Below are 22,696 nucleotides of genomic sequence, written 5' to 3'. Positions count from 1 at the left end.
GAAGCGGCGGGAGTCGACGCTTGTAGGTCGGTGATAATCGGCGCCGGAGCCCCCGGCTGCCCGGCCGCGAGAATGAGACAGGTCAATGTTCGTTTCGATCGTCAACACCCCCCGCGACTACGCCTGGGGTTCCACCACCGCCATCCCCGAGCTGCTCGGAACGCCCGAGACCGACGAGCCGCAGGCCGAGCTCTGGCTGGGTGCGCACCCGGGGAGCCCGAGTCGCGTGGTCGACACCGCGCTCACCGGGGGCGCCCCCGACCTGGCCGCCTGGATCGCGGCCGACCCGGCGCGGGCGCTCGGCAAGGGCACCTCGCTGCCCTACCTGCTGAAGATCCTGGCGGCGGCGCATCCGCTCTCCCTGCAGGCCCACCCCTCACGGGAGATCGCGCAGGAGGGCTTCGACCGTGAGAACGCGGCAGGGGTGCCGCTCGACGCGCCGCACCGCAACTACAAGGACGCGCACCACAAGCCCGAGATCATCGTGGCGTTGAGCCCCACCTTCGAGGCGCTCTGCGGCTTCCGTCCGCTCGTCGAGGTGCGCGAGATCGTCGACCTGCTGGTGATGATCGACGGATCGCAGGTGGCGCCGCGCTGGGAGCTCTACGGCCCGATGGTGCACCTGCTCGAAGACTCCGTGACCGAGCACGAGACCGACGCCGAGGTGCTCGAGTCGGTGGTGGCGTGGGTGCTCGGAGGAGGTCCCGAGGTCGAGGCGCTGGTCGGGCACCTGGTGCGCACGACCGAGAAGGCGCTGCACCCGGCGCACGCCCACCTCACCGATCCGTACACGCCGTCGCTCGAGACCGTGGTGCGGCTGCACGAGGAGTACCCGGGCGATCCCGGCATCATCATCTCGATCCTGCTCAACCGCGTCACGCTCACGGCCGGGCAGGCGCTCTACCTGCCGGCGGGCAACATCCACGCCTACCTGCGGGGGCTCGGTGTGGAGCTGATGGCGGCATCCGACAACGTGCTGCGGGGTGGGCTGACGCCCAAGCACATCGACGTGCCGGAGCTGCTCCGGGTGCTCGACTTCGACTCGATCGCCGTGCCGTACCTCGAGCCGACGTCGCCCGTGCCCGGCCTGCAGCTCTTCCAGCCCGCCATCGACGACTTCGTGCTCGCGCGCATCGAGGTGGGGGAGGATGTCGCCTCCGTGGCCTACCCGCCGCGGGGAGCCGCCATCGCGATCTGCATCGAGGGCTCGGTGACCCTCTCCGGCTCCACCGGCTCGATCACCCTGGAGCGCGGCGACTCCGTCTTCATCACCCCCCAGGAGGGTGAGCTCACCGCCACCGGCACGGGCGTCGTCTTCCTCGCGGCGCCCGGCGAGTGACCGCCGCGGGGTAGCGCGAAGTGCGGGTCGCGGACTGCTCAGGCGGCACTTCGGGCTACCTGGCGCCCCGTCAGGCGAGCTCGCGCACCGAGAAGGCGCGACGGTAGGCCGCGGGGGTGGTGTTGAGGGTCTTGGCGAAGTGGTGGCGCATCACCGCCGCGGTTCCGAAGCCGCTCTCGGCGGCCACGCCGTCGAGGCTCAGGCCGCTCTCCTCGAGCAGCATCTGTGCGCGCAGCAGCCGCTGACGGTTGAGCCATGCCCCCGGCGTGGCGCCGAGGTCGGCCTTGAAGCGGCGCGCGAAGGTGCGCGGCGACATCAGGGCGCGGTGCGCCAGCTCGTCGATGGTGAGTTCCTGGTCGAGGTTCTCGAGCATCCAGTCGGTCACCTCGGCGAAGGAGTCGCTCTGGCTGGCCGGGATGGGCGTGGCGATGTACTGGGACTGCCCGCCCGCGCGCTGCGGCGGCACCACCATGCGGCGCGCCACCACGTTCGCGGCCGAGGCGCCGAGCTCCGAGCGGATGAGATGCAGGCACGCGTCGATCCCGGCGGCCGTGCCGGCGCTCGTGATGATGCGGCCGTCTTCGACGAAGAGCACGTCGGCGTCGACGTCGATGTCGGGGAAGTCGCGGGCCAGCCGCTCGGCGTGCATCCAGTGCGTCGTGGCGGAGCGGCCCGAGAGCACGCCGGCCTTCGCGAGGGTGAAGGCGCCGCTGCAGACGCTCAGGATCCAGGCGCCCCGTGCCGCCGCATCCTGGATGACGGCGGCGATCGCCGGATGGACGTCGCTCTCGATGTCGTGCGCGGGCACACAGATGAGATCCGCGTCGGCCGCGGCCTCGAGGCCGTTCGGGATGATCATGTCGTAGCCCATGCTCGTGGGCACGGCGCCGGGTTCGACGGCCGCGATGGTGAAGTCGAAGACCGGCCCTCCGTGGTCGCGGCGGTCGATGCCGAACGCCTCGCAGACCACTCCGAACTCGAACGGGGCGACACCGGGGATGGCGAGGAGGACGACCTTTTTGAGCATGGTGGCAGGATATCGACGATCGCGCAGAAAAGTCCAGATGAACGGGTGGCTCCCTCGCCGTGTCGTAACCCTCTAGGCGCGGTTGAGGGTTTACGATCTGCGACTTGACGTGAGCGAACTACAACGGTGTAATTAGGGAACGGGGATTTCGGCAGGTCGCAGACTGGTTCAGAGGGTGGAGCGTGATATGGCAATGTCAGACTATCGCTCGGGCGTTCCGGATGACTGGTTCGTCGATCCGGTCAACCTGGGCGTTCCGGGAGTGCGGCAGCCCGATGCGGAGGAGAACCCCCTCGCCTGGCAGGCCGATTCGCTCTGTGCGCAGACCGATCCGGAGGCCTTCTTCCCCGAAAAGGGCGGATCGACTCGCGACGCCAAGCGCATCTGCACCACGTGCGAGGTGAAGGCCCAGTGCCTCGAATACGCACTGGCCAACGACGAGCGTTTCGGCATCTGGGGCGGCTTGTCCGAACGCGAGCGTCGCAAGCTCCGCAAGAAAGCCGTCTGAGCCCTTTGCACGCCGCCGCTTCCGTGGCGCGTCCGGCGTTCAAACGGGATTCATAGGAACCTCGGCACGCCGGGGCGGTCGCCCGTGAATGGGCGGCGTGACCTTTAGAGTCGTTGCGATGCACGCCCGAGTCACTGCCGTCCTCGTCGCCTCGAACGGAGCCGACCACCTTCCGCGCACCCTCGAGGCGATCGCGGCACAGACCAGAGCCCCGGATGCCCTCGTCGTCGTCGACTGCGCGTCGAGCGACAACACCGCCGCTCTGCTCGCCGCCGCGCTGCCCACCCGCTTCATCTCCGCCTCCACCCGTCTGAGCTTCGGCACCGCCGTCGCGCACGCCCTCGGGGTGGCACCGCCGCCGAACTCCGAGAACGAGTGGCTCTGGCTGCTCGCCCACGACTCCGCTCCCGACCCGGACGCGCTCGCCGCCCTGCTCGCCGCGGTCGAGGTCAACCCCTCGGTCGCCGCCGCGGGCCCCAAGCAGACGGAGTGGGACGACACCGATTACATCGCCGAGTTCGGCGAGACGATCACCCAGTTCGGCGCGAGCGTGCCGCTGGTGGAGACCGAACTCGACCAGGCCCAGCACGACAGGATGAGCGACGTGCTCGCCATGGGCGCTGCCGGCCTGCTGGTGCGCCACACCGTGTGGAACGAGGTGGGCGGTTTCGATCCAGCCCTCCCGACCGCCGACAACGCGCTCGACTTCTCGATCCGGGTGCGTCTCGCCGGCCACCGGGTGCTCGCGGTCCCCGCAGCGCGGCTCGCCACCGACGGCGACGGGTTCTCCGGTCCGGGCCGCTCGATCCGGGGCAGCGCGCGCCGCAAACGGCAGACGGCCCGTCGAGCCGCCCAGCTGCACCGCCGCCTGGTCTACGCGCCCCCGTTCGCGGTGGTGTTCCACTGGCTCTCTCTGGTGCCACTCGCCGTCGTGCGCTCGGTGTTCCAGCTCGTGCGCAAGCAGCCGGGCGCCATCGGCGGAGAGTTCGCCGCCGCGTTCAAGACCGCCTTCGGCTCGAAGATCGGTGAATCCCGGCGCCGGCTCAAAGCGTCGAAGCGGGTGGGCTGGAAGGCGATCGCTCCGCTCCGGATGCCGGGAGACGAGATCCGCCGCCGCCGCTCGCTGCAGCGCGAAATCGCCCTCACCTACCTGCGGGGCTCGCGCGACCGCATCCAGTTCATCTCCAGCGGCGGTGTGGCGGTCGTCGCCGTGGTCGCCCTCATCGGCTTCGTGCTGTTCCTCCCCGTGTTCGGCGCCGCCGCGATGACGGGCGGGGGAGCGCTGCCGCTCGGCACCACGGTCGGGGGACTGTGGGCTCAGATCGGCACCGGGTTCCGCGACATCGGCCTCGGTTTCGTCGGGGCCGCCGATCCCTTCGCCGCGGTGCTGGCCGTTCTCGGCTCGATCACCTTCTGGTCGCCGAGCTTCGCCATCGTGTGCCTCTACCTGGTCGCTCTGCCGCTCGCTGCTCTCGCGGCCTGGTTCTGCGCGGCCCATCTCACGGAGCGTCCGTTGCTGCGCGCCGTGGCCGCGGTGCTCTGGGTGCTCGCGCCGCCGTTCCTCGGCGCACTCGACTCCGGCATGATCGGGCCGGTGCTCGCGCACCTGCTGCTGCCGTGGCTCGTGCTCGCCGGGCTCGCGGCGCCGAAGTCGTGGTCAGCGTCGGCGATGGCGTCGATCCTGTTCGCCGCCGTGCTGGCCGTGGCGCCGTCGCTCTGGCCGGCTCTGCTCGTCCTGTGGCTCGTGGGCACCATCGCCAGCCGTCGCAACGTGGCGCGCCTGATCGGCATCCCGATCCCGGCCCTGGTGCTGTTCGGGCCGCTGATGTGGAACCAGTTCCAGCGCGGCACTCCGCTCGCCATCCTGGCCGACCCCGGGCTGCCGAACTGGCGCCCGCCGGTCCCGGTGCTCGACCTGCTCATCGGGCTGCCGCAGACCGGTCTCGCCGGGTGGGAGTCGGTGGCCGGCACCGTCGGCATCGACGCCGGCGTGGTGCTGCTCGTGGTGGGCCTGCTCGCCGTGCCGCTCGGACTGCTCGCCCTCGCGTCGCTCTTCCTCCCCGGCTCCTACCGCGCGGTCTTCGCCGTGGCGACCGGGATCCTGGGGTTCATCACCGCGGTCGCGGCCGGCCAACTCGCCCTCGCGACGAGCGGATCGCAGGCGATCACCATCTGGCCCGGGTCCGGCCTCAGCCTCTATTGGATGGGTCTGGTGGGCGCGGCCGTGCTCGGGCTCGCGGCTCTGCCGCGCTTCGCCGGGTTGCCTGCGGTCGTCGCCACCGTGGCCATCGGCGTTCTCGCCCTGCCCCTGGCACTCGGTGTGCTGCTCGGGACGGCCGAGGTCACCCCGGGGAGCGGGCGTTCGCTCCCCGCCTACGTCACCGCGGAGGCGTCGAGCACGCCGCGGGTCGGGACCCTGCTTCTGCAGCCGCAATCCGACGGCGGGCTCGGAGCGGGTGTCGTGCACGGCGCCGGTGCCACGCTCGAGCAGCAGTCGACGCTGGCGTCGACCTCCGCGTTCGCCGGGGTGACGGATGAGGATCGCACCGCTCTCGCCACGCTCACGGGGAACGCGGCATCCGTCGGCACGGCCGACATCGCCGGGACGCTCACCAACCTCGGCGTGGCCTTCGTGCTGCTCGAACCCGCCAGCCCTGCCCAGGCCGGACCGGAGGCGGACGCGATCGCTGCCCGCACGTCGAAGTCGCTCAACAGCAACGCGCAACTGACCTTCATCGGCAAGACCTCGGTGGGCGAACTCTGGCAGGTGGCCGGGCAGGAGACGCCGGCGAGCCTTCCGGCACCGGTCCCGACCAACAACGGCACGCCGCTGGGGGTGCTGGTGCTCGTCATCCAGGGATTCGTGTTCGGTGTGGCCTTGCTGCTCGCCCTGCCCGCCGGGCGACTCCAGGTGCAGGGCAACCGGGCCGTCAGCACCACGGCGCACGTCGCTGCGGCCGACTCCGTCGAGGAGGAGCTGGCCGAGGAGAAGGTCGACGAGTTCGACGACGACGAGGCCGTGGGCGAGGAGCCCGAAGCGCTCGAGGTCGTCGAGGAGCAGGACGTGCTGGCCGCGGAGGCCGCCGCCGCTGCCGCCGCCGCCGCTGCTGCGACGCGGGACGGCGAGGATGACGCGACGTTCACGGCTGACGACGGGCACGCCGTGGCGGCCGGGGCCGAGGAGCAGGCGTCCGGTGACGATGTGGCCGGCGATCGAATCGCGGAGCACGAGGCGCCCGCTGATGCGTCGGCCTCGGAGACCATCGCGATCCGGGATGCCGCGACCCCGACCGTGGAAACCGACGTGGCGGAGGAGGCCATCGACGTCGAGCCGCAGCCTCCGGTCGTGTCCGAGATCGTTGCCGACACCGGCGACATCATCGTGGAGCCGGCCGGCGCCACCGCAGCACCCGCGGTCGCGTCCGGTGACGCCGACTCGGACGCCGTCGGCGACGAGCTCGAACCGCCCGGAGTCGATCCGCTGATCGAGACCGCTGTTCCCGGAGACCCGGTCGCCACTCCGACGGCCTTCCCGCCCATGCCGGCCGTCGACGCCGACGAGCAGCTCGAATCCGCGGCGCCCGAAGCGACAGCGGCCCACACGGCACCCGCCGGCATCAGCCCCGAGATCGACGACTACGACCCCAACGACGAGACGGTGATCAGCGTCCGCGACGCCATCGACCGCGACGAGAAGGGCCGCACCGATGGCCGCTAAGCGCAGAATCCTCGCCACCGGCGCCCGCGTCGTCACCGGCGTCGTGGTGGCCGCCGTGGCAGTCGTCGTGGCCGGAACAGCTCTGGCCGTGCCGCTTCCCTCCGTCACGGCGACGCCCGCCTCCTTCACCGTCGACCCGGCACCTGCCGAGTCGGTGCGCGCCTGCACCGGACCTCTGGTGCGGCTCTCCGACGACACCGGACAGGACGCCACCGCGATCTCGAGCGTCGGCTCGGCGACCGTCATCGCCTCGTCGACGCAGGGCGCCGAGGTGCTCGACCGTAGCGCGCTCGCCTCGCCCGACGACATCGTCTCGGCCGAGGGCACCGCTCCCGCCCGCATCGCTCTGCCCGCCGACGCCGGACCGGACGCGCTGTTCGCGGCCGTGCAGTCGCAGACCGCCGCCACCGGCGATCTGGTCGGCTTCGCCAGCACCGCCTGTGGAGAGGCCGATGCCGACAGCTGGCTCGTGGCCGGCGCCACGACCGTCGGGCGCACCAGCTTCGTGATGCTCTCGAACCCGGGCGACGTCGCGGCCGTGGTCGACCTCACGATCTACGGCGGCGCGGGCCTGCTCGAGTCGCCGGGCGCCAAGAACCTCGACGTGCCCGCGCGCTCGACGCGCATCCTCTCGCTCGCCGGCCTCGCGCCCGACCTGACCGATCCGGTGATCCACGTGCAGGCGAGCGTCGGCGCGGTCTACGCCGCCGTGCAGCAGAGCGTCGTGCGTGGTCTCGAGCCCGGCGGGGTCGAGATGGCCGGTCCGACCGCCGCGCCCGCGACCACCCAGACCGTGACCGGCATCTACGTCGCGGGAACCTCGACGATCGCCGAGCGACTGGGTGACCCCGACGCCTCCGATCTTCAGAGCGTGCTGCGGATGTTCGTGCCCGGCGACACCCCCGCTTCCGTCACCGTGCGCATCTCCGAGGAGAAGGACGGCGGCGCGCAGACCGAGTACCAGGTGGGGCTCACCCCGCAGGTGGTCACCGATTTCCCGCTCCAGGACATCCCCGACGGCGTGTACACCGTGCAGATCGAGAGCGACCAGCCCCTGGTGGCGGGCGCCCGCACCTCCACCATCGCGAACGGCGCCCTCGACTTCGCCTGGTACCAGGCCGTCGAGCCGCTCGACCCGACCTTCTTCGTGGCGGCCGCCGACGGGCCGAACCCGCGCCTGCACCTCGTGAACACGAGCGGCAGCGACGTCGACGTGACGCTCACCACCCCGGCGGGCGTGCAGACGGATGTGACGATCCCCGCCGGAACGCGCATCGTGCCGCTCACGCCGGGCGAGTCCTACACCGTCACCAGCACCGCTCCCGTGGCGGCCGCCGTCAGCTACTTCGGCGTCGGGTTCTCGTCGTCGTTCGCGATCGTGCCGCCCAGCCCGGCTGCCGCTCCGATCGTCGTCTACCCCTGAGCCGGCAGGCTCAGCACGGCCGCGTCACCGCGGGCGACTGTGCCGGGCTCAGAAGTGCCGGAACCGGTCGGGCGCCAGATCCCACGGATCCTTGCCGAGCAGCTCGGCGACCGCCCGGAACACGCACGACTCGATCGCGAGCCGGCGGTGCACCTCGTCGTCACGGTGCAGGCGCGACATCCGCTCGATCGGAAGACGGAACATGATGACGCGGTTCTTCGTCACCGACCAGCGGTCGACGTGATCGGGAGACCCGAAGCTGCCGAACGGCATCGTCGCCACCTCGAAGCTCACGTTGGCCAGCTCGTTCGGCCAGACACTCCGCAGGTACTCGGCGGTGGAGGCCACGGTCTGGTCGAAGAGGTCGATGCGCGAGCGGAGGAACGGCAGGTGCGGCCCCGCGACGGAGGAGCGCAGATCGCGCCCGTGCCGGTTGCGGGTGCGGGCCCGGATCGTCGCCGAACGCGGAGTCCTGCGTGAACGAGCCATGCTCCAAGTCTACGGCCGCGGCGCGACACGGGGTGAGCGTGAGCGGGTGCCGACCGCGTGCGCGGCTAGGGTGAAAGGGATGACGAACAGGGAATGCTCGCGGCCCTCGTGCCGCGGTGAGGCCACCACGACCCTCACCTACGACTACGCCGATTCACTGATCGTCGTCGGTCCGCTGAGCCCGTTGCCCGAGCCGCACAGCTACGACCTCTGTGGCCGGCACACCGATCGGCTCTCGGCTCCGCAGGGCTGGCAGGTCATGCGTCACGCCTACGTCGACTGAGGTTCTCCCGCAGCTGAGCGTGCGCTCGTAACGGAGCGGGCGGGGTCTGCGAGAATGGTGCGATGAGCATCGCTTCCCCCACCGCCGTGTCCCTGCCCTACCGAGTCGCGAACCTGCGACTCGCCGAGGCCGGCCGGCACCAGATCCGCCTCGCCGAGAACGAGATGCCGGGGCTGATGGCCCTGCGCGAGGAGTTCGGGGAGTCGAAGCCGCTCGCCGGTGCCCGCATCATGGGTTCGCTGCACATGACGGTGCAGACCGCGGTGCTGATCGAGACGCTGGTGGCCCTCGGCGCGCAGGTGCGCTGGGTGAGCTGCAACATCTTCTCCACGCAGGACGAAGCGGCCGCCGCCGTGGTGGTCGGCCCCTTCGGCACGGTCGACGCCCCGGCCGGGGTGCCTGTGTTCGCCTGGAAGGGCGAGACGCTCGAGGAGTACTGGTGGTGCACGGAGCGTGCGTTCGACTGGTCGACCGAGTCGGCGGCATCCGCGGAGCCGTTCAGCGGGCCGAACATGATCCTCGACGACGGCGGCGACGCCACCCTGCTCGTGCACAAGGGCGTCGAGTTCGAGGCGGCCGGGCGGGTTCCGGATGCCACGGCCGACGACAGCGAGGAGTTCACGATCGTGCTCGGCGTGCTCCGCGACTCGCTGGTGAACGACCCCACGCGGTGGACGCGCATCGCGGCCGAGATCAAGGGCGTCTCCGAGGAGACGACCACGGGTGTGCACCGTCTCTACGAGCTGGCGGCGGCCGGCGAACTGCTCTTCCCGGCCATCAACGTGAACGACTCGGTCACCAAGTCGAAGTTCGACAACAAGTACGGCATCCGGCACTCGCTGCCCGACGGCCTGAACCGCGCCACCGATGTGCTGATGGGCGGCAAGGTCGCCTTCGTGGTCGGCTACGGCGACGTCGGCAAGGGCGCGGCCGAGGCGCTGCGCGGTCAGGGCGCACGGGTGATCGTGTCCGAGGTCGACCCGATCTGCGCGCTGCAGGCGGCGATGGACGGCTTCCAGGTGGCTCGCATCGACTCCGTGGTCGACGAGGTCGACATCTGGGTCACCGGCACGGGCAACGTGAACGTGATCGGCGTCGACGACATCCTGAAGATGAAGCACCTCGCGATCATCGCGAACGTGGGCCACTTCGACAACGAGATCGACATGGCAGGCCTCGCGAAGCTCGACGGCGCCGTCAAGGTCGAGATCAAGCCGCAGGTGCACGAGTGGCGCCTGCCGAACGGTCGCAGCGTGCTCGTGCTCTCCGAGGGGCGACTGATGAACCTCGGGAACGCCACCGGGCACCCGAGCTTCGTGATGAGCAACTCCTTCACCAACCAGGTGCTCGCGCAGATCGAGCTCTTCGTCACGCCCGAGAAGTACCCGATCGGCGTCTACGTGCTGCCCAAGCACCTCGACGAGAAGGTCGCGCGCCTCCACCTCGACGCTCTGGGCGTCGAGCTCACCACCCTCCGGCCGGAGCAGGCCGCCTACATCGGCGTGAGCGTCGATGGCCCGTACAAGGTCGACCACTACCGCTACTGATCGGGTGCCGCCGGACGGTCGGCGCCGCGGCGATCGGTGGCGCTAGCGGTCGGGGAACCCGTTCGGCAACCCCTTGAGAATGGGGTCGACGCGGGAGAGGCGCTCGCGCTCGAGCATGAGCGCGGTGTACTCACGGTCGCGACGGATGGCCGACACGCCCAGCAGGAACGCGTGCGGATGCACGTTCGGGAGGGGTGAGACGAAGGGCGCGGCCTCGCGCGCCAATTCCTGAGCCAGGCGCTCACGGGTCTGCGGCGTCATCCGATCGGCCTGGGTGAGGAACTGCACGATGCGGCGCGAGAGCCGGTCGGGCAGCTTCGCCACGTCGGCGGTGCGCGCCCAGCCGGCGAGCTCCGGCGGCACCCCCACGACGAACGGGATCGGCTGGGGCACGCGCTCGTGCTGGCTGTAGGTGCCGGCGAGCAGGTCGCCGAGACGCTTCGACCGTGCGTTCAGCATCGAGACCACGAAGGCGAGGATGCCGAGGGTCATGTAGATCTCGACGAAACCGAGCAGGCCCCGGATGACGGAGTGCCGGAGCGAGATCGCGCCGCCGTCGTCGCGCACGATCCGGGCCCCGATGGCGAGCTTGCCGACCGAGCGACCGCGCGTCGCGACCTCCACCACGATCGGCGCCACCACCAGGAAGGTGACGACGAGGGCGAGCGAGAGCGCCTGACCGAGGGCGGGATCGATGCCGGAATCGGAGAGGAGCACGCTCACGAAGAGATACAGCGCGACGAGCAGCAATCCGACGTGGATCACGAAGTCGATGGCTCCGCTGGCGCTGCGCAGCAGGAAGCCGGCGGGCCGCACGTCGAGGGCGACGGCCTCGCCCGTCAGGAGCTCGTCGGCGGAGGGGACGGACACCGCGGCGCTCGTTCGAGCGCCGGATTCCACCCCGAACGGCTGCGTCATGAATATCATCTAATCAGATGGATCTCGACGCCTACTCCGCCGCCCATCGAGACGAATGGGATCGCCTCGATGAACTCGGTCGACGGCGCGACTACACCGGTCGCGAGGCCGACGAACTGATCGAGCGCTACCAGTCGGGATCGACCCAGCTCTCCGCCATCAAGACGGTCGCCGGTTCCACGGCGCAGGGCGACCGGCTCTCGGTCTCGTTGTCGCGGGCACGGCTGCGGTTCACGGGGGCGGGCACGAACATCCTGCGCCAGCTGCCGGTGTTCTTCGCGATCGATCTCCCGGCGGCGCTGTACCGCATCCGCTGGCTCACGCTGGCCGTGGCGGTGGCCACGTTCGTCATCGCCGGCCTCTATGCGATCTGGATCTCGCAGAATCCGGCTGTGCTCGCCGCGCTCGGCTCCAACGACGACCTGAAGAAGCTGGCCGAAGAGGATTTCGTCGACTACTACTCCGAGAATCCGGCGGCCTCGTTCACGGGGCAGGTCTGGACCAACAACGCGTGGATCGCGGCGCAGTGCATCGCCTTCGGCATCCTCGGCGTCTTCGTGCCGTCGGTGATCTTCCAGAACGCGCAGAACCTCGGCATCAACGCCGCCGTGATGTTCGAGTTCGGGCACGGCGACATCTTCTTCCTCTACATCCTCCCGCACGGCCTGCTCGAGCTCACCGCGATCTTCGTGGCCGCCGCCGCCGGCCTCCGCATCTTCTGGGCCTGGGTGGCGCCCGGGGCGAAGACCCGCGGCCAGTCGCTCGCTGAGAACGGCCGCTCCCTGTTCACGGTGGCGATCGGCCTCGTGTTCGTGCTTCTCGTCTCCGGCGTCATCGAGGGATTCGTGACGCCGGCCCCCTGGCCCTGGCCCGTGAAGATCGGCATCGGCGCCCTCGCCCTCGCCGCCTTCCTCTTCTACATGCTCTACCTGGGCCGCCGCGCCGCACAGGCCGGCCACACCGGCGACCTCCAGGAGTTCGAGGCCGGCGCCACCCAACTCGTCGCCGGCTAGCTGTGCTGGTTGCCTCGGGCGCCGGGCTGCGCTCGGCGTCCTCGGGCGGCGCCGGTCCTTGCCCGGCGCCGCGCGACACGTTCGCGGGCGGTCGCAGGGCCCGGCCTGCGGTCGGACCCTCCGGCCACCCGCTCACCCTGGGTCGTCGAGTACGGCCTGTCGCGTTTCCGTCGCGGTAGATGTACAGCTAAAGCCGCCCCGCCGCCTTCAACGCGATGTACCGGTCGGCCAACGCCGGCGGCAGATCCGCCGGCGCCCCCGTCACCACATCCGCCCCGAAGCGCTTCAGCACCGTCGTGACGCGCGCCACGTCGAGGAGTGCCCGCTCGGCGGCGGCGGCGCGGTAGACCTCCTCGCGGTCGCCGCGTGCCAGCACGCCGGCGGCGACATCCGGATCGGTGACCGAGGTCACCACGACCATGTGGTTGCGGGTGAGCTGCGGCACGATCGCCATCAGCTCCCGCGAGATGCCGGGAGCGTCGATGGCCGTGGCGAGCACCACGAGGGAGCGCTGCGTGGTGACCTGGCGCACGAGACCGGGCACGGCGGTCCAGTCCATCTCGATCAGGTCGGGTTCGATCGGGGCCATCACGTCGACCATCCGGGAGAGCAGCTCCGGTCCGGATGCGCCGTGCACCCGCCCGCGCAGCCGCCGGTCGTAGAGGATGAGATCGACCCGATCGCCGGCTCGCGTGGCGAGGGCGGCGAGCAGGAGCGCACTCTCGAAGGCGGTGTCGATGCGCGGCTCGTCGTCGATGCGCGCAGCCTGGGTGCGTCCGGTGTCGATCACGATCACCACCCGCCGGTCCCGTTCGGGCCGCCAGGTGCGCACCATCACGTCGCTGTGCCGGGCGGTGGCGCGCCAGTCGATGGAGCGCACGTCGTCGCCGCGCACGTATTCGCGCAGGCTGTCGAACTCGGTACCCTGTCCGCGGATCATCACACTCGCGCGGCCGTCGAGCTCGCGCAGCCGCGCCAGCCTCGACGGCAGGTGCTTGCGGGCGTTGAACGGGGGGAGCACCCGGATGTGCCCCTCGGCGCGCAGGGTCGCCTGCCGGGCCGCGAGCCCGAGCGGCCCGAAGGAGCGGATGGTGACGCGTTCGGTGCGCCGCTCGCCGCGGCGGAACGGTGTGAGCGCGATGGTGACGGCGCGACGTTCGCCCCGCGGGATCGCCACCCGGGAACGCGCGGTGGCCGGCCCTGCCGAGGGCTGCCAGGCGTCACGCACGACGCCGCGGAGAGTCCGCGAGCCCGTATTGGTGAGGTAGAGGGTGCTCGTCACGGTCTCGCCGAGCCGCACCCGCGCCGGCAGTGCCCGCTCCACGGCGACCCGCCGAGGCGATCCGGCCGCGACCAGGTCGATGACGACGAGCAGCACGACGAAGGCGATCCACCCCACGAGCGCCAGGTACGCCTCGTCGTACAGCACGCTGATGAGCACCACCGGCACCACTCCGAGCGCCAGCACCGCCACGAGTCGCCCCGATACGCTCACGAGAGCCTCCGGTGCGCGACCCCACGCCGGACTTCTCCGAACGAATCGGCCGCCACCGTGCCATGCGGCCACGATGCGCGATTCGTGGGGAGAAGTCCCGCGACCACCGTGTCGAGTTCCACTAGATCGGCACCCTGACCTGGGTGAGGATGCTGCGGAGGATGGCGTCGACGGACACGCCTTCGAGCTCCGCCTCGGGGCGGAGTTGGATGCGGTGGCGCAGAACGGGCAACACCATCGCCTGAACGTGGTCGGGCGTCACACCGGTGTACCCGTTGAGCCAGGCCCATGCTTTCGACGCGGCGAGGAGCGCGGTGCTGCCGCGGGGGCTCACGCCGAGCTTCACCGAGGGGCTCTGCCGGGTGGCGCGGGCGAGGTCGACGATGTAGGCGAGCACATCGGGCGAGGCCTGCACCCCGGTGACGGCGTTCTGGGCGAGGGCGAGCATCCGGGCGTCGAGCACCGGGGTGACGCCGGCGGCCACGAGGTCGCGCGGATTGAACCCGTTGGCGTGCCGGGTGAGCACGGCCACCTCGGTTTCGCGCTCCGGCAGGTCGAGCACGAGCTTCACCAGGAAGCGGTCGAGCTGCGCCTCGGGCAGGGTGTAGGTTCCCTCGTACTCGATGGGGTTCTGCGTCGCCGCCACGAGGAACGGATCGGGCAGCTTGCGGGTCACGCCGTCGGCGCTGACCTGCCGTTCCTCCATCGCTTCCAGCAGCGCGGACTGGGTCTTCGGGGGTGTGCGGTTGATCTCGTCGGCGAGCAGGATGTTCGTGAACACCGGCCCTTGCCGGAACGAGAACTCGCCCGCTTTCGCGTCGTAGATCAGCGACCCGGTGACGTCGCCGGGCATCAGGTCGGGCGTGAACTGGACCCGCTTGGTGTCGAGGCTGAGCGCCTGACTGAGGCTGCGCACCAGCAGCGTCTTCGCCACGCCGGGCACACCTTCCAGCAGAACGTGACCGCGGGCGAGCAGCGCGATGATGAGGCCGGTGACCGCGCCGTCCTGACCCACCACCGCCTTGCCCACCTCGGTACGCACGCGCGCGAGCGCCTGGCGCAGTTCGTCGGCGCTGGGCGCCGCGGCGGGGGCGGGGGACTCGGGGGAGCCTGCGGACTGCGGCTGGTCGGTCATCCGGTGTTCCTCTTCTGGTCGGAGCTTTCTGGTCTTCGGTCTTCGTCTTCGGTCTTCGGCTTTGGGTCTTCTGGTCGGAGCGGGCGGGGCCGCGGAGCGTTCCTTTCGGGATCAGCGCAGGTCCGTCGCGCGGTGCACGTCCTGCTCGAGCAGGAGCAGGCGATCGGAGAGGGCGAGCAGCTCGCCCTCGTTGCGCGGCAGGGCGCCGACCAGGGTGTCGTGCACCTCGTCGACGTTCCGGCCGGTCACGGTGGCCACCGCGCGGCTCACCTCGACGACGGTCGCGTGACGGGGGAGCGCCAGCAGCGCGGTGAGTCGTGCGATGGTGCCGATGCGCAGCGCGTCGAGCGCCCGGGCGTGCGCGCCCTGCTTGGCATAGAGCCGGGCGCGCCCCTCCATGGTCTCGCTCGCCCGCACCGTGACGGGCAGGTTCTCCACCACGACCGCGCCGAAGCGGCGTCCACGCCAGACTCCGGCCGCCACGGTGACGAGCACGAGCAACAGGATGACCGGGGTCACCCAGCCCGGAGTGAGCTCCCCGATCGTGGCCGGCGCGTCCGTCCCGGCCAGGTCGTCGGGGCCGGGCACGTACCAGACGAGAGTGGGATGCTCCCCGAGGAGCCCGAGCACGAGCGCCGCATTGCCCGCCTCGGCGACCCGCTCGTTGGTCAGGGCGTCGCCGGCGCCGAGCACGGTCACGGTCGAGTCGTCGCCGCGGTTCACCCGAGGCTCCTGCACGAGCGCGTAGGCATCGTCGTAGGAGAGGAAACAGGCGGATGCGGCGTCGCCGGCGCCCTGACCGTCGAGCACCCGGTAGGTCCACGACGGCTGGGAGATGGTGCCGGCGCGCTGGGCGGCCGGGATGGCGCATCCGGAGCCCGCCTCCACCGCGTCGGCCTGCTCGGCGGCACCCGCATTCGCGATCCCGGGGGCCAGTGCGGCGAGTTCGTCGGTGCCGGGCTCCACCAGCACCAGGTCGGTGCCGAGTCCCGCCACGGCGTCGAGCCCCTCGGCGTCAAGGAAGCCGTAGGGGTCGGTGAACAGCACGGTCGAGTCGTCGCCGGCGGCCGCTCGCGCCTCGTCGAGGCTTCCCGCCGCCACCACGTCGAGGCCCTGGCTGCGCAGCACCTCCGCCACGGCGCGGCTGCCGGAGGGGCCGGCGTTGCCGATGGAGTAGCGGTCGACATCCGGGGTGCCCGAGGCGGTCAGCAGTATCGTGGCGATCGCGACCAGCACCGCGACGATCGGCACCACGATCCAGAACAGGCGACGCCGGAAGGTCGTGCGCAGGCGGGGCGTCTCCACCGGGGCATCAGCGGGGGCGGTCGCGGCCGGCTCGACCGGGGGAGCGGCGGTCATCGCAGCACCACGTTCTCGATGCGTTCGAGCACCTCGGGGCGCTCGGTCTGCATCCGTCGGTCGAGGGCGGTGACACGGTCGAAGTTCTCGCGGGTGCCCGGTTCGTCGAGGTAGCGCACGCCGTCGAAGAGGCGGGCGCAGGCGGCCAGCTCCTCGCGGTGGGAGGGGAACGACACCCCCGCACGCCCGGCGAAGTCGTGGGCCGTCGTGCCGGGTGACGTCGTGACGACGGTGCGCTCGGCGAGCTGGCGGGCCAATGCCCGGAAGGCCTCCTGGATTGCCGTGCCGAAATCGCCCCGATCGGCGGCCCTGGCGGCGGAAGCGCGGAGCTCGGCGGCGGAGCGGGTGTCGTCGGCACCGAACAGCGCGCCCGTCTTCACCTGGCTCCGCCGGTTCAGGCGAGGCCGCCCGAACACCAGGAACGCGACCACGAGAAGCACCACCACGATGATCACGACGGCCAGCGGAACGAGACCGCCGAGCCCGGAACCGTCGGGCACCCGCAGAGAACTCAGCCATTCGCCGAAGCCCTGCGAGAGCTGGTCGAACCAGGTCGGTCGCGCCGCTTCGTAGGGCGGCTTGGCGAGCTCGTCGAGCACCCACTGGCGCGCCTGATCGGCGTCGGGATCGACCGGGATGTCGGTCACGAACGCGGTCGGCGCGGTGAGTACGATCATCCGCGCGACGAGGGGAGGTACGGGTCGGGCCAGGAGTCGTCGCCCACCTGACGCGACTCCACGAAGCGGGCGAGTTCGATGTCGAGACCCTCGTTGCGCATCCGGAGATCGATGTAGATCACCGCCACCGTCGCAGCCTGCACGACACTCGTGACGGCCGAGAGCACGACCGAGAACGCGAGGAAGAGCAGGTAGAGAGCCCCCGCGCCGATGATGCCCGAGCCGCTGTTGTTGGGGTCGATGAGCCCCACCGCGATCGGCAGCAGGAACTGGAACGGCACCGAGAGGAGCTGCGAGGCGGTGGAGAGGATGAGGTACACGAGCGCGATCACGCCGAAGGTGCGCCAGAAGCTGCCGGTCGTCAGCTTCCACGACCGGCGCATCGCGGCGAAGACGCCGAGGCGCTCGAGCACGATGACACACGGCACCAGGGAGAGTTTGACGCCGAGCCAGACGGCCAGGACCACGGTGCCGAGGCTCAGGAAGAGCCCCGTCAGCACGGCCACCACGACTCCGGCGTCGCCGAGAGCCGAGGCGGCGAAGACCGCCAGCACGATCAGGCCCAGCACGACCACGATGGCTGCGGCGATCAACGCGTACCAGCCGGTGAGGGGGAGGATGCGCCGGAACGCCGCCTTCCAGAGCTCGCCGAGTCGCCGTTTCTCACCGAGGGTGCCGCGGGCGACCTCCACCACGAGCACGGCCTGCAACAGTGCGCTCGCGAAGAGGGAGAGGGCGACCGGGATGAGCGCGGAGAGCAGCACGATCGCCACGCTCCCGGCGGCCACGGCGTCTTGATCGGCCGGGCTCGCCGACACGCTGCGCGAGATGGCCCAGAAGGTCGCGCCACCGACGAAGAGGATGGTGACGAGGATGATCGCGATCTGCACGATGAGGCCGCTGCCGAAGGTGGCCTTGGGGTTGCGGCGCAGCACCTGGAAGGGCGCGCCCATCAGGGTTCCGAAGCCGAGCGGCCGCAACGGGATCAGACCGGGCTTGGGCGGAGGCGCCCACCCTGCCGGGCCGGGCTGCGGGAGGCCCTGCCCCTGCTGCGCCCAGTAGGGCACGGATGCGCCGGGCTGCGCGTAGCCGGGAGGCGGCGGGACGTACTGCCCGTACTGCCCGTACTGCGGCGGGGGTGGTGCTGCGTATTGCCCGTACTGAGGGGGAGGCGGCGGCGCGTATTGCCCGTACTGAGGGGGAGGCGGCGGCGCGTACTGCCCGTACTGCGGCTGCGGAGGGGCGGGCGGCGGCGCGTACTGCGGCTGCGGAGGGGCGGGCGGCGGCGCGTACTGCGGCTGCGGAGGGGCGGGCGGCGGGTACTGCCCCGCCTGGCCCGGAGGCCCCTGCGGGACAACGGCCGGCGGCGGCGCGCTCGACTCGTCCGCGCTCGGGGGCGCCCAGCTGTCGTTATCGCTCATCGGTGTCCTTCAACCCCCAACGCTGGTGTCCGACCCACCCGTTTCCCGTCCATGCTTCCATACTCCTTCAGAGTTTTCTCGGCATCTGTCGAGAAGGTCCTCTGCGCGCTCGACTACTCTTGTCGCAATGACAGCCTGACTCGGCGGATGCGCGGCAACGGCGCACGTGATCCCGGCCGACGGAAGCGGAAGAAACAACACATGGACCCTCGCATTCTCGTTGTCGACGATGACACCGCTCTTGCCGAGATGATCGGGATCGTCCTGCGATCCGACGGCTTCGACCCGGTGTTCTGCGCCGACGGCTCCGAGGCGCTCGCCGCCTTCCGCGAGACCAAGCCCGACCTCGTGCTGCTCGACCTCATGCTGCCCGGCCTCGACGGCATCGAGGTCTGCGGCCTCATCCGCGCCGAATCCGGCACGCCGATCATCATGCTGACCGCGCGCACCGACACCTCCGACGTGGTCAAGGGCCTGGAGTCCGGTGCCGACGACTACGTCGTTAAGCCGTTCAATCCGAAGGAGCTGGTGGCGCGCATCCGCACCCGCCTGCGCCCGACGCCCGAGAACACGCCCGAGGTGCTGCAGATCGGCGACCTGAGCCTGGACGTCGCCGGGCACGAGGTGAAGCGCGGAGACGAGCGGATCAACCTCACCCCACTCGAGTTCGACCTGCTGCTCGCGCTCGCCACGAAGCCGCAGCAGGTGTTCACCCGCGAGATGCTGCTCGAGCAGGTCTGGGGTTATCACTACAAGGCCGACACGCGTCTGGTGAACGTGCACGTGCAGCGTCTGCGCGCCAAGGTCGAGGAAGACCCCGACAACCCGAAGATCGTGATGACCGTGCGCGGCGTCGGCTACCGCGCCGGCACCACCTGACGCTCCACCTGCGATGACCGACTCGCCCGGAATCCGCAAGAGCCGCCTGGGCCCGACGGTGTTGGCCGGCTGGCAGAACTGGCGCGCGTGGCCGCGCGAGCTCGCCCGCGTCTGGCGGCGGTCGCTGCAGTTCCGCACGATCGTCATCACGGTCGCGCTCTCCGCCATCGCGGTCGTCGCCACCGGAACGTACATGTCGATCTCGATCGGCAACGACCTCTTCCAGTCGCGCCTGAACCAGGTGCTGGTGGAATCGAAGAACGCGGCGACTGCGGCGCAGACCATCTTCGATTCCTCGGATGCGTCGGGGGAGGCATCCACCATCTCCCTGCTCTCCTCGGCGAAGTCGGCCATCATCGCCTCGTCGTCGAGCCGCCTGATCGCGCTCTACGCGACCCCCGGCGAGACCACGAACTCCACCACGGTGCTCTCCTTCGCGAGCCCCGAACTCGCGCCTGACGGGGTGATCAGCGACGAGTTGCGCGCCGAGGTCACCGACGACCCCGACGACGTGCAGCAGTACTGGCAGTCGGTGCCGCTCCCGAACACGGGCGGGGGCACGGATCCCGGCATCATCGTGGGCTCACCGCTCACCATCCCGGGGGCCGGCAACTTCGAGCTCTACATCGGCTACAACCTGGCGGAGGCCGAGCAGACCCTGGTGTTCGTGCAGCAGACCCTGTGGCTGGGCGGGCTCGCCCTGGTGGTGCTGATCGGCCTCGTCGCCGGACTGATCGTGCGCATCGTGGTGCGGCCGATCCGGGTCGCGGCCGACACCAGTGAGAAGTTGGCCGCCGGCCAGTTGGAGGTGCGCATCCCGGAGCGCGGCGAAGACGTCATCTCCACGCTCGCGCGCTCCTTCAACGGCATGGCCGACAGCATGCAGTCGCAGATCACGCAGCTGGCCGAGCTGTCGCAGGTGCAACAGCGCTTCGTGTCGGATGTCTCGCACGAGCTGCGGACGCCGCTCACCACCATCCGGCTCGCCGGCGACGTGCTCTACGACCAGCGCGAATCCTTCCCGCCGGCGACCGGACGCACCGCCGAACTCCTGCACACCCAGACCGAGCGGTTCGAGGTTCTGCTCAGCGACCTGCTCGAGATCAGCCGCTTCGATGCCGGATCGGCGCACCTCGACACCGAACCGACGAACCTGGTGCGGCTCGCCGAAGACGCCATCGACCAGATGGAGTCGCTCGCCGAGAAGGCCGGCTCCCCGCTGCGACTGGTCGCCCCGGGCGGCTACTTCGAAGCCGAGGTCGACGGGCGGCGCATCCGGCGCATCGTGCGCAACCTCCTCGGCAACGCGATCGAGCACGGCGAGGGGAAGCCGATCGTGGTGAGCGTCGACAGCGACGAGCACGCCGTGGCGCTCTCGGTACGCGACTACGGCAGCGGGATGAGCGAGGCAGAAGCCGAGCGTGTCTTCGACCGCTTCTGGCGCGCCGACCCCTCGCGCAAGCGCACCATCGGCGGCACGGGCCTCGGGCTCGCGATCTCGCTCGAAGACGCCACGCTGCACGGCGGGGCGCTCGAGGTGTGGTCGCGTCCGGGCGCGGGCAGTTGTTTCCGCCTGACCCTGCCGCGCGTGCAGTCGCAGCCGGCGGGGGAGTCGCCGCTGCCCCTCGAGCCGCAGGACGCCTACGGCGAGGCGCCGGCGGTGGCCGAGCTGCGGCCGCCGACGGGTTCCACCTCCCTCACGACCCCGGGAGCCTCTCATGCGTAGACGGCTCTTCACCTCGCTGCTCGCCCTGGTCGGTGTGCTCCTGTTCGCCGGGCTCGCCGCGTGCAGCGGCATCCCGCGCTCGGGCCCGGTGCAGGCGGGCGACGCGATCGGCACCGACGACGACATCGACGTCATCTTCCTCGCGGCCGACCCGGTGAAGGGCGCGTCGCAGCAGGACATCCTGAACGGCTTCATCCTGGCCGCGAAGAGCCCGCAGGACGACTACCAGATCGCGCGGCGGTACCTCACGAAGTCGGCCGCCGACTCCTGGAAGCCGAACGAGGGTGCGATCGTCGATACCGGGCCGCGGCCCATCACCACCGTCAGCGACACCGAACTGCAGATGAACGTGACGCCGGTGGCGGGCGTCAACTCCAACGGCGCCTACACCGAGAGCACGTCGAGCGCCCCGCTGCCGCTCTCCTTCGGGTTCACCCAGGTCGACGGCGAGTGGCGGATCAACGCGCTCGCCGACGGGATCGTGATCGAAGACCTCTTCTTCGACCAGGTGTTCAGCTCGCACGCGCTCTACTTCTACGACCCGACCTTCACCTACCTGGTGCCCGACCTCCGCTGGTTCCCCACGTCGACCGCCGTCGGCACGCGCGTCGTGAAGGCCCTGCTGGCTGGTCCCTCGACCTGGCTCGGCGACGGGGCGGTGGTGACGGCGTTCCCCGACGGCACCAGCACGACCTCGGTGGTGACCACGGGCGGACAGACCCAGGTCGAGCTCTCGAGCAACGTGCTGCAGGCCGACGCGAACGATCTCGCGCGGATGCAGTATCAGCTGCGCACCAGCCTCAGCGACCTGGCCTCGGCCTCGAACGTCACCATCTCGGTCGATCAGAACATCGTGCCCATCCCCGGGTCGAACGTGACGCCGCCCGATTCGGCGCCGCGCGTCGACTCGCGGGCACTCGTGCTGCGCGACGGCGCGTTCGGCTACGTGGCCGGCGCGTCCGTCGCTCCGATCTCGGGTATCAGCGACGGTGTCGAGTCGCTGCAGCCGCAGTCGGTGGCCTATTCGGCGACATCCGAGACGGCGGCCGTGAAGGCCGGCAACGGACAGGTGTACGCGGTGCGCGGCGGCGACGCGCCCGCGGTGCTCGACCAACGGGGCGGGTTGATCGATCCCGCCGTCGACCCCTTCGGCTTCGTCTGGACCGTTCCCGCCGCCGCGCCGACCTCGGTCACGGTGTACGGGAGCGACGACTCCGGCGTGACCCTTCCCACCAGTTGGGATGGCGCCTCCGGCATCACCTCGCTCGAGATCTCCCGCGACGGCACCCGTGCGCTGGCGTTCCTCTCGGTCGACGGGCTGCCGAAGCTCGTGGTGGCCGCGGTGATCCGCAACCAGTCAGGGGTTCCGCAGCGCCTGGGGCAGCCGGTGGAACTCTCCACCGGGCAGGGTGCGCCGGTCGACGCGACCTGGGTCGACCAGCTCACCGTCGCCTCCGTCACCGCCCTGCCGTCCGGTGAGGATCGCGCGGTGGCGCAGGTGCTCGGCGGGCGCAGCTCGAGCCTGGGTGCGCCGGTCGGAGCCGTCTCGATCGCCGGTGGCAACGACCTCGACGGACTGCGCGTGCTCTCGAACGACGGCGGACTGCTGCAGCAGCGGGGGAGTGCGTGGCAGGCCACCACGACGGGCATCTCCCGTCTGGCTGTGCAGAACTGAGCCGGCCGTCCACAGCTCCGGGGCAACGGTCGGTTCTCCACAGATCGGGCCGGGTCAGCCCGTC

Annotated in this window: 18 protein-coding genes; 10 read left to right on the top strand and 8 right to left on the bottom strand. The window is 70.8% G+C overall.

From position 1 onward, the window contains the following. Positions 1-85: 85 nt before the first annotated feature. Entirely contained in the window at positions 86-1,339 is a 1,254-nt protein-coding gene (manA, locus tag ACFJGU_RS02685) for a mannose-6-phosphate isomerase, class I (RefSeq protein WP_382307415.1), read from the top strand. A 70-nt stretch (positions 1,340-1,409) separates the two neighbouring features. Here the strand turns inward: manA and ACFJGU_RS02680 are convergent, their stop codons facing one another. After that, a complete protein-coding gene (locus ACFJGU_RS02680) occupies positions 1,410-2,366 on the bottom strand; it encodes a GlxA family transcriptional regulator (RefSeq protein ID WP_382307414.1) in 957 nt (318 codons plus the stop codon). Between the two features lie 187 nt (positions 2,367-2,553). On the opposite strand from ACFJGU_RS02680, the gene ACFJGU_RS02675 reads away from it, so the two are divergent. From ACFJGU_RS02675 to ACFJGU_RS02665, 3 genes are all read left to right on the top strand, one after another. After that, complete coding sequence (locus ACFJGU_RS02675; RefSeq protein ID WP_382307412.1) at positions 2,554-2,874, top strand: WhiB family transcriptional regulator; 321 nt, start codon at positions 2,554-2,556, stop codon at positions 2,872-2,874. Positions 2,875-2,992: 118 nt separating this feature from the next. After that, the gene (locus ACFJGU_RS02670; protein WP_382307410.1) at positions 2,993-6,592 is read left to right on the top strand and encodes a glycosyltransferase; all 3,600 of its coding nucleotides are present in this window, start codon (positions 2,993-2,995) and stop codon (positions 6,590-6,592) included. After that, positions 6,582-8,015 carry a DUF5719 family protein gene (locus ACFJGU_RS02665; protein WP_382307408.1) on the top strand — a complete coding sequence of 478 codons (1,434 nt, stop codon included), beginning with the start codon at positions 6,582-6,584 and terminating at the stop codon, positions 8,013-8,015. The genes ACFJGU_RS02670 and ACFJGU_RS02665 overlap by 11 nt, the downstream gene beginning before the upstream one ends. 48 nt (positions 8,016-8,063) lie before the next feature. Here the strand turns inward: ACFJGU_RS02665 and ACFJGU_RS02660 are convergent, their stop codons facing one another. Continuing rightward, positions 8,064-8,504, bottom strand: coding sequence for a metallopeptidase family protein (locus tag ACFJGU_RS02660; RefSeq protein ID WP_092556585.1), 441 nt, complete (start codon positions 8,502-8,504; stop codon positions 8,064-8,066). Between the two features lie 79 nt (positions 8,505-8,583). On the opposite strand from ACFJGU_RS02660, the gene ACFJGU_RS02655 reads away from it, so the two are divergent. Together ACFJGU_RS02655 and ahcY are read left to right on the top strand one after the other, a co-directional pair. Beyond that, entirely contained in the window at positions 8,584-8,787 is a 204-nt protein-coding gene (locus ACFJGU_RS02655; protein ID WP_382307406.1) for a DUF3499 family protein, read from the top strand. A gap of 62 nt (positions 8,788-8,849) precedes the next feature. Further along, entirely contained in the window at positions 8,850-10,334 is a 1,485-nt protein-coding gene (gene ahcY / locus ACFJGU_RS02650) for an adenosylhomocysteinase (RefSeq protein ID WP_382307404.1), read from the top strand. Positions 10,335-10,376: 42 nt separating this feature from the next. Here the strand turns inward: ahcY and ACFJGU_RS02645 are convergent, their stop codons facing one another. After that, positions 10,377-11,252 carry an RDD family protein gene (locus ACFJGU_RS02645; RefSeq protein WP_382307402.1) on the bottom strand — a complete coding sequence of 292 codons (876 nt, stop codon included), beginning with the start codon at positions 11,250-11,252 and terminating at the stop codon, positions 10,377-10,379. A gap of 17 nt (positions 11,253-11,269) precedes the next feature. On the opposite strand from ACFJGU_RS02645, the gene ACFJGU_RS02640 reads away from it, so the two are divergent. Continuing rightward, entirely contained in the window at positions 11,270-12,265 is a 996-nt protein-coding gene (locus ACFJGU_RS02640; protein ID WP_382307400.1) for a stage II sporulation protein M, read from the top strand. Between the two features lie 187 nt (positions 12,266-12,452). Here the strand turns inward: ACFJGU_RS02640 and ACFJGU_RS02635 are convergent, their stop codons facing one another. The 5 genes from ACFJGU_RS02635 to ACFJGU_RS02615 all read right to left on the bottom strand — a co-directional run bounded on the left by ACFJGU_RS02635 (position 12,453) and on the right by ACFJGU_RS02615 (position 18,352). Then, positions 12,453-13,760, bottom strand: coding sequence for a DUF58 domain-containing protein (locus ACFJGU_RS02635; RefSeq protein ID WP_382307398.1), 1,308 nt, complete (start codon positions 13,758-13,760; stop codon positions 12,453-12,455). 121 nt (positions 13,761-13,881) lie between these two features. Then, a complete protein-coding gene (locus ACFJGU_RS02630) occupies positions 13,882-14,895 on the bottom strand; it encodes an AAA family ATPase (RefSeq protein ID WP_382307396.1) in 1,014 nt (337 codons plus the stop codon). 111 nt (positions 14,896-15,006) lie between these two features. Continuing rightward, positions 15,007-16,254: a DUF4350 domain-containing protein gene (locus ACFJGU_RS02625; RefSeq protein ID WP_382307394.1), complete on the bottom strand. Its 1,248-nt coding sequence runs from the start codon at positions 16,252-16,254 to the stop codon at positions 15,007-15,009. Continuing rightward, entirely contained in the window at positions 16,251-16,931 is a 681-nt protein-coding gene (locus ACFJGU_RS02620; protein ID WP_382307392.1) for a DUF4129 domain-containing protein, read from the bottom strand. Before ACFJGU_RS02620 ends, ACFJGU_RS02625 begins: the two co-directional genes overlap by 4 nt. Further along, the gene (locus tag ACFJGU_RS02615; RefSeq protein WP_382307390.1) at positions 16,928-18,352 is read right to left on the bottom strand and encodes a hypothetical protein; all 1,425 of its coding nucleotides are present in this window, start codon (positions 18,350-18,352) and stop codon (positions 16,928-16,930) included. Before ACFJGU_RS02615 ends, ACFJGU_RS02620 begins: the two co-directional genes overlap by 4 nt. A gap of 201 nt (positions 18,353-18,553) precedes the next feature. Between ACFJGU_RS02615 and mtrA the strand changes: the two genes are divergently transcribed. The 3 genes from mtrA to ACFJGU_RS02600 are packed head-to-tail and all read left to right on the top strand — an operon-like array spanning position 18,554 to position 22,632. Next, the gene (mtrA, locus tag ACFJGU_RS02610; RefSeq protein WP_382307388.1) at positions 18,554-19,231 is read left to right on the top strand and encodes an MtrAB system response regulator MtrA; all 678 of its coding nucleotides are present in this window, start codon (positions 18,554-18,556) and stop codon (positions 19,229-19,231) included. 13 nt (positions 19,232-19,244) lie between these two features. Then, positions 19,245-20,957 (top strand): MtrAB system histidine kinase MtrB, encoded by a 1,713-nt coding sequence (gene mtrB / locus ACFJGU_RS02605; RefSeq protein ID WP_382307386.1) that lies wholly within the window; start codon positions 19,245-19,247, stop codon positions 20,955-20,957. Further along, positions 20,950-22,632, top strand: a complete 1,683-nt coding sequence (locus ACFJGU_RS02600) for an LpqB family beta-propeller domain-containing protein (protein WP_382307384.1) — start codon at positions 20,950-20,952, stop codon at positions 22,630-22,632. Before mtrB ends, ACFJGU_RS02600 begins: the two co-directional genes overlap by 8 nt. The last annotated feature ends 64 nt before the right edge of the window (positions 22,633-22,696 follow it).

This window comes from Herbiconiux sp. UC225_62 (genome assembly GCF_042694625.1).
Lineage (GTDB): Bacteria > Actinomycetota > Actinomycetes > Actinomycetales > Microbacteriaceae > Herbiconiux.
The sequence above is the reverse complement of the archived record's forward strand: the minus strand, read 5'-3'. Positions and strand labels throughout refer to the sequence as shown.

Excerpts from the sequence above, each read along its gene's own strand:
- ACFJGU_RS02625 (WP_382307394.1), bottom strand. The coding sequence starts at position 16,254 with ATGACCGCCGCTCCCCCGGTCGAGCCGGCCGCGACCGCCCCCGCTGAT.
- mtrB (WP_382307386.1), top strand. The coding sequence starts at position 19,245 with ATGACCGACTCGCCCGGAATCCGCAAGAGCCGCCTGGGCCCGACGGTG.
- ACFJGU_RS02670 (WP_382307410.1), top strand. The coding sequence starts at position 2,993 with ATGCACGCCCGAGTCACTGCCGTCCTCGTCGCCTCGAACGGAGCCGAC.
- ACFJGU_RS02665 (WP_382307408.1), top strand. The coding sequence starts at position 6,582 with ATGGCCGCTAAGCGCAGAATCCTCGCCACCGGCGCCCGCGTCGTCACC.
- ACFJGU_RS02640 (WP_382307400.1), top strand. The coding sequence starts at position 11,270 with ATGGATCTCGACGCCTACTCCGCCGCCCATCGAGACGAATGGGATCGC.
- ACFJGU_RS02675 (WP_382307412.1), top strand. The coding sequence starts at position 2,554 with ATGGCAATGTCAGACTATCGCTCGGGCGTTCCGGATGACTGGTTCGTC.
- ACFJGU_RS02620 (WP_382307392.1), bottom strand. The coding sequence starts at position 16,931 with ATGATCGTACTCACCGCGCCGACCGCGTTCGTGACCGACATCCCGGTC.
- ACFJGU_RS02615 (WP_382307390.1), bottom strand. The coding sequence starts at position 18,352 with ATGAGCGATAACGACAGCTGGGCGCCCCCGAGCGCGGACGAGTCGAGC.
- ACFJGU_RS02660 (WP_092556585.1), bottom strand. The coding sequence starts at position 8,504 with ATGGCTCGTTCACGCAGGACTCCGCGTTCGGCGACGATCCGGGCCCGC.
- ACFJGU_RS02655 (WP_382307406.1), top strand. The coding sequence starts at position 8,584 with ATGACGAACAGGGAATGCTCGCGGCCCTCGTGCCGCGGTGAGGCCACC.
- ACFJGU_RS02645 (WP_382307402.1), bottom strand. The coding sequence starts at position 11,252 with ATGACGCAGCCGTTCGGGGTGGAATCCGGCGCTCGAACGAGCGCCGCG.
- ACFJGU_RS02630 (WP_382307396.1), bottom strand. The coding sequence starts at position 14,895 with ATGACCGACCAGCCGCAGTCCGCAGGCTCCCCCGAGTCCCCCGCCCCC.
- ACFJGU_RS02680 (WP_382307414.1), bottom strand. The coding sequence starts at position 2,366 with ATGCTCAAAAAGGTCGTCCTCCTCGCCATCCCCGGTGTCGCCCCGTTC.
- mtrA (WP_382307388.1), top strand. The coding sequence starts at position 18,554 with ATGGACCCTCGCATTCTCGTTGTCGACGATGACACCGCTCTTGCCGAG.
- ahcY (WP_382307404.1), top strand. The coding sequence starts at position 8,850 with ATGAGCATCGCTTCCCCCACCGCCGTGTCCCTGCCCTACCGAGTCGCG.
- ACFJGU_RS02600 (WP_382307384.1), top strand. The coding sequence starts at position 20,950 with ATGCGTAGACGGCTCTTCACCTCGCTGCTCGCCCTGGTCGGTGTGCTC.
- manA (WP_382307415.1), top strand. The coding sequence starts at position 86 with ATGTTCGTTTCGATCGTCAACACCCCCCGCGACTACGCCTGGGGTTCC.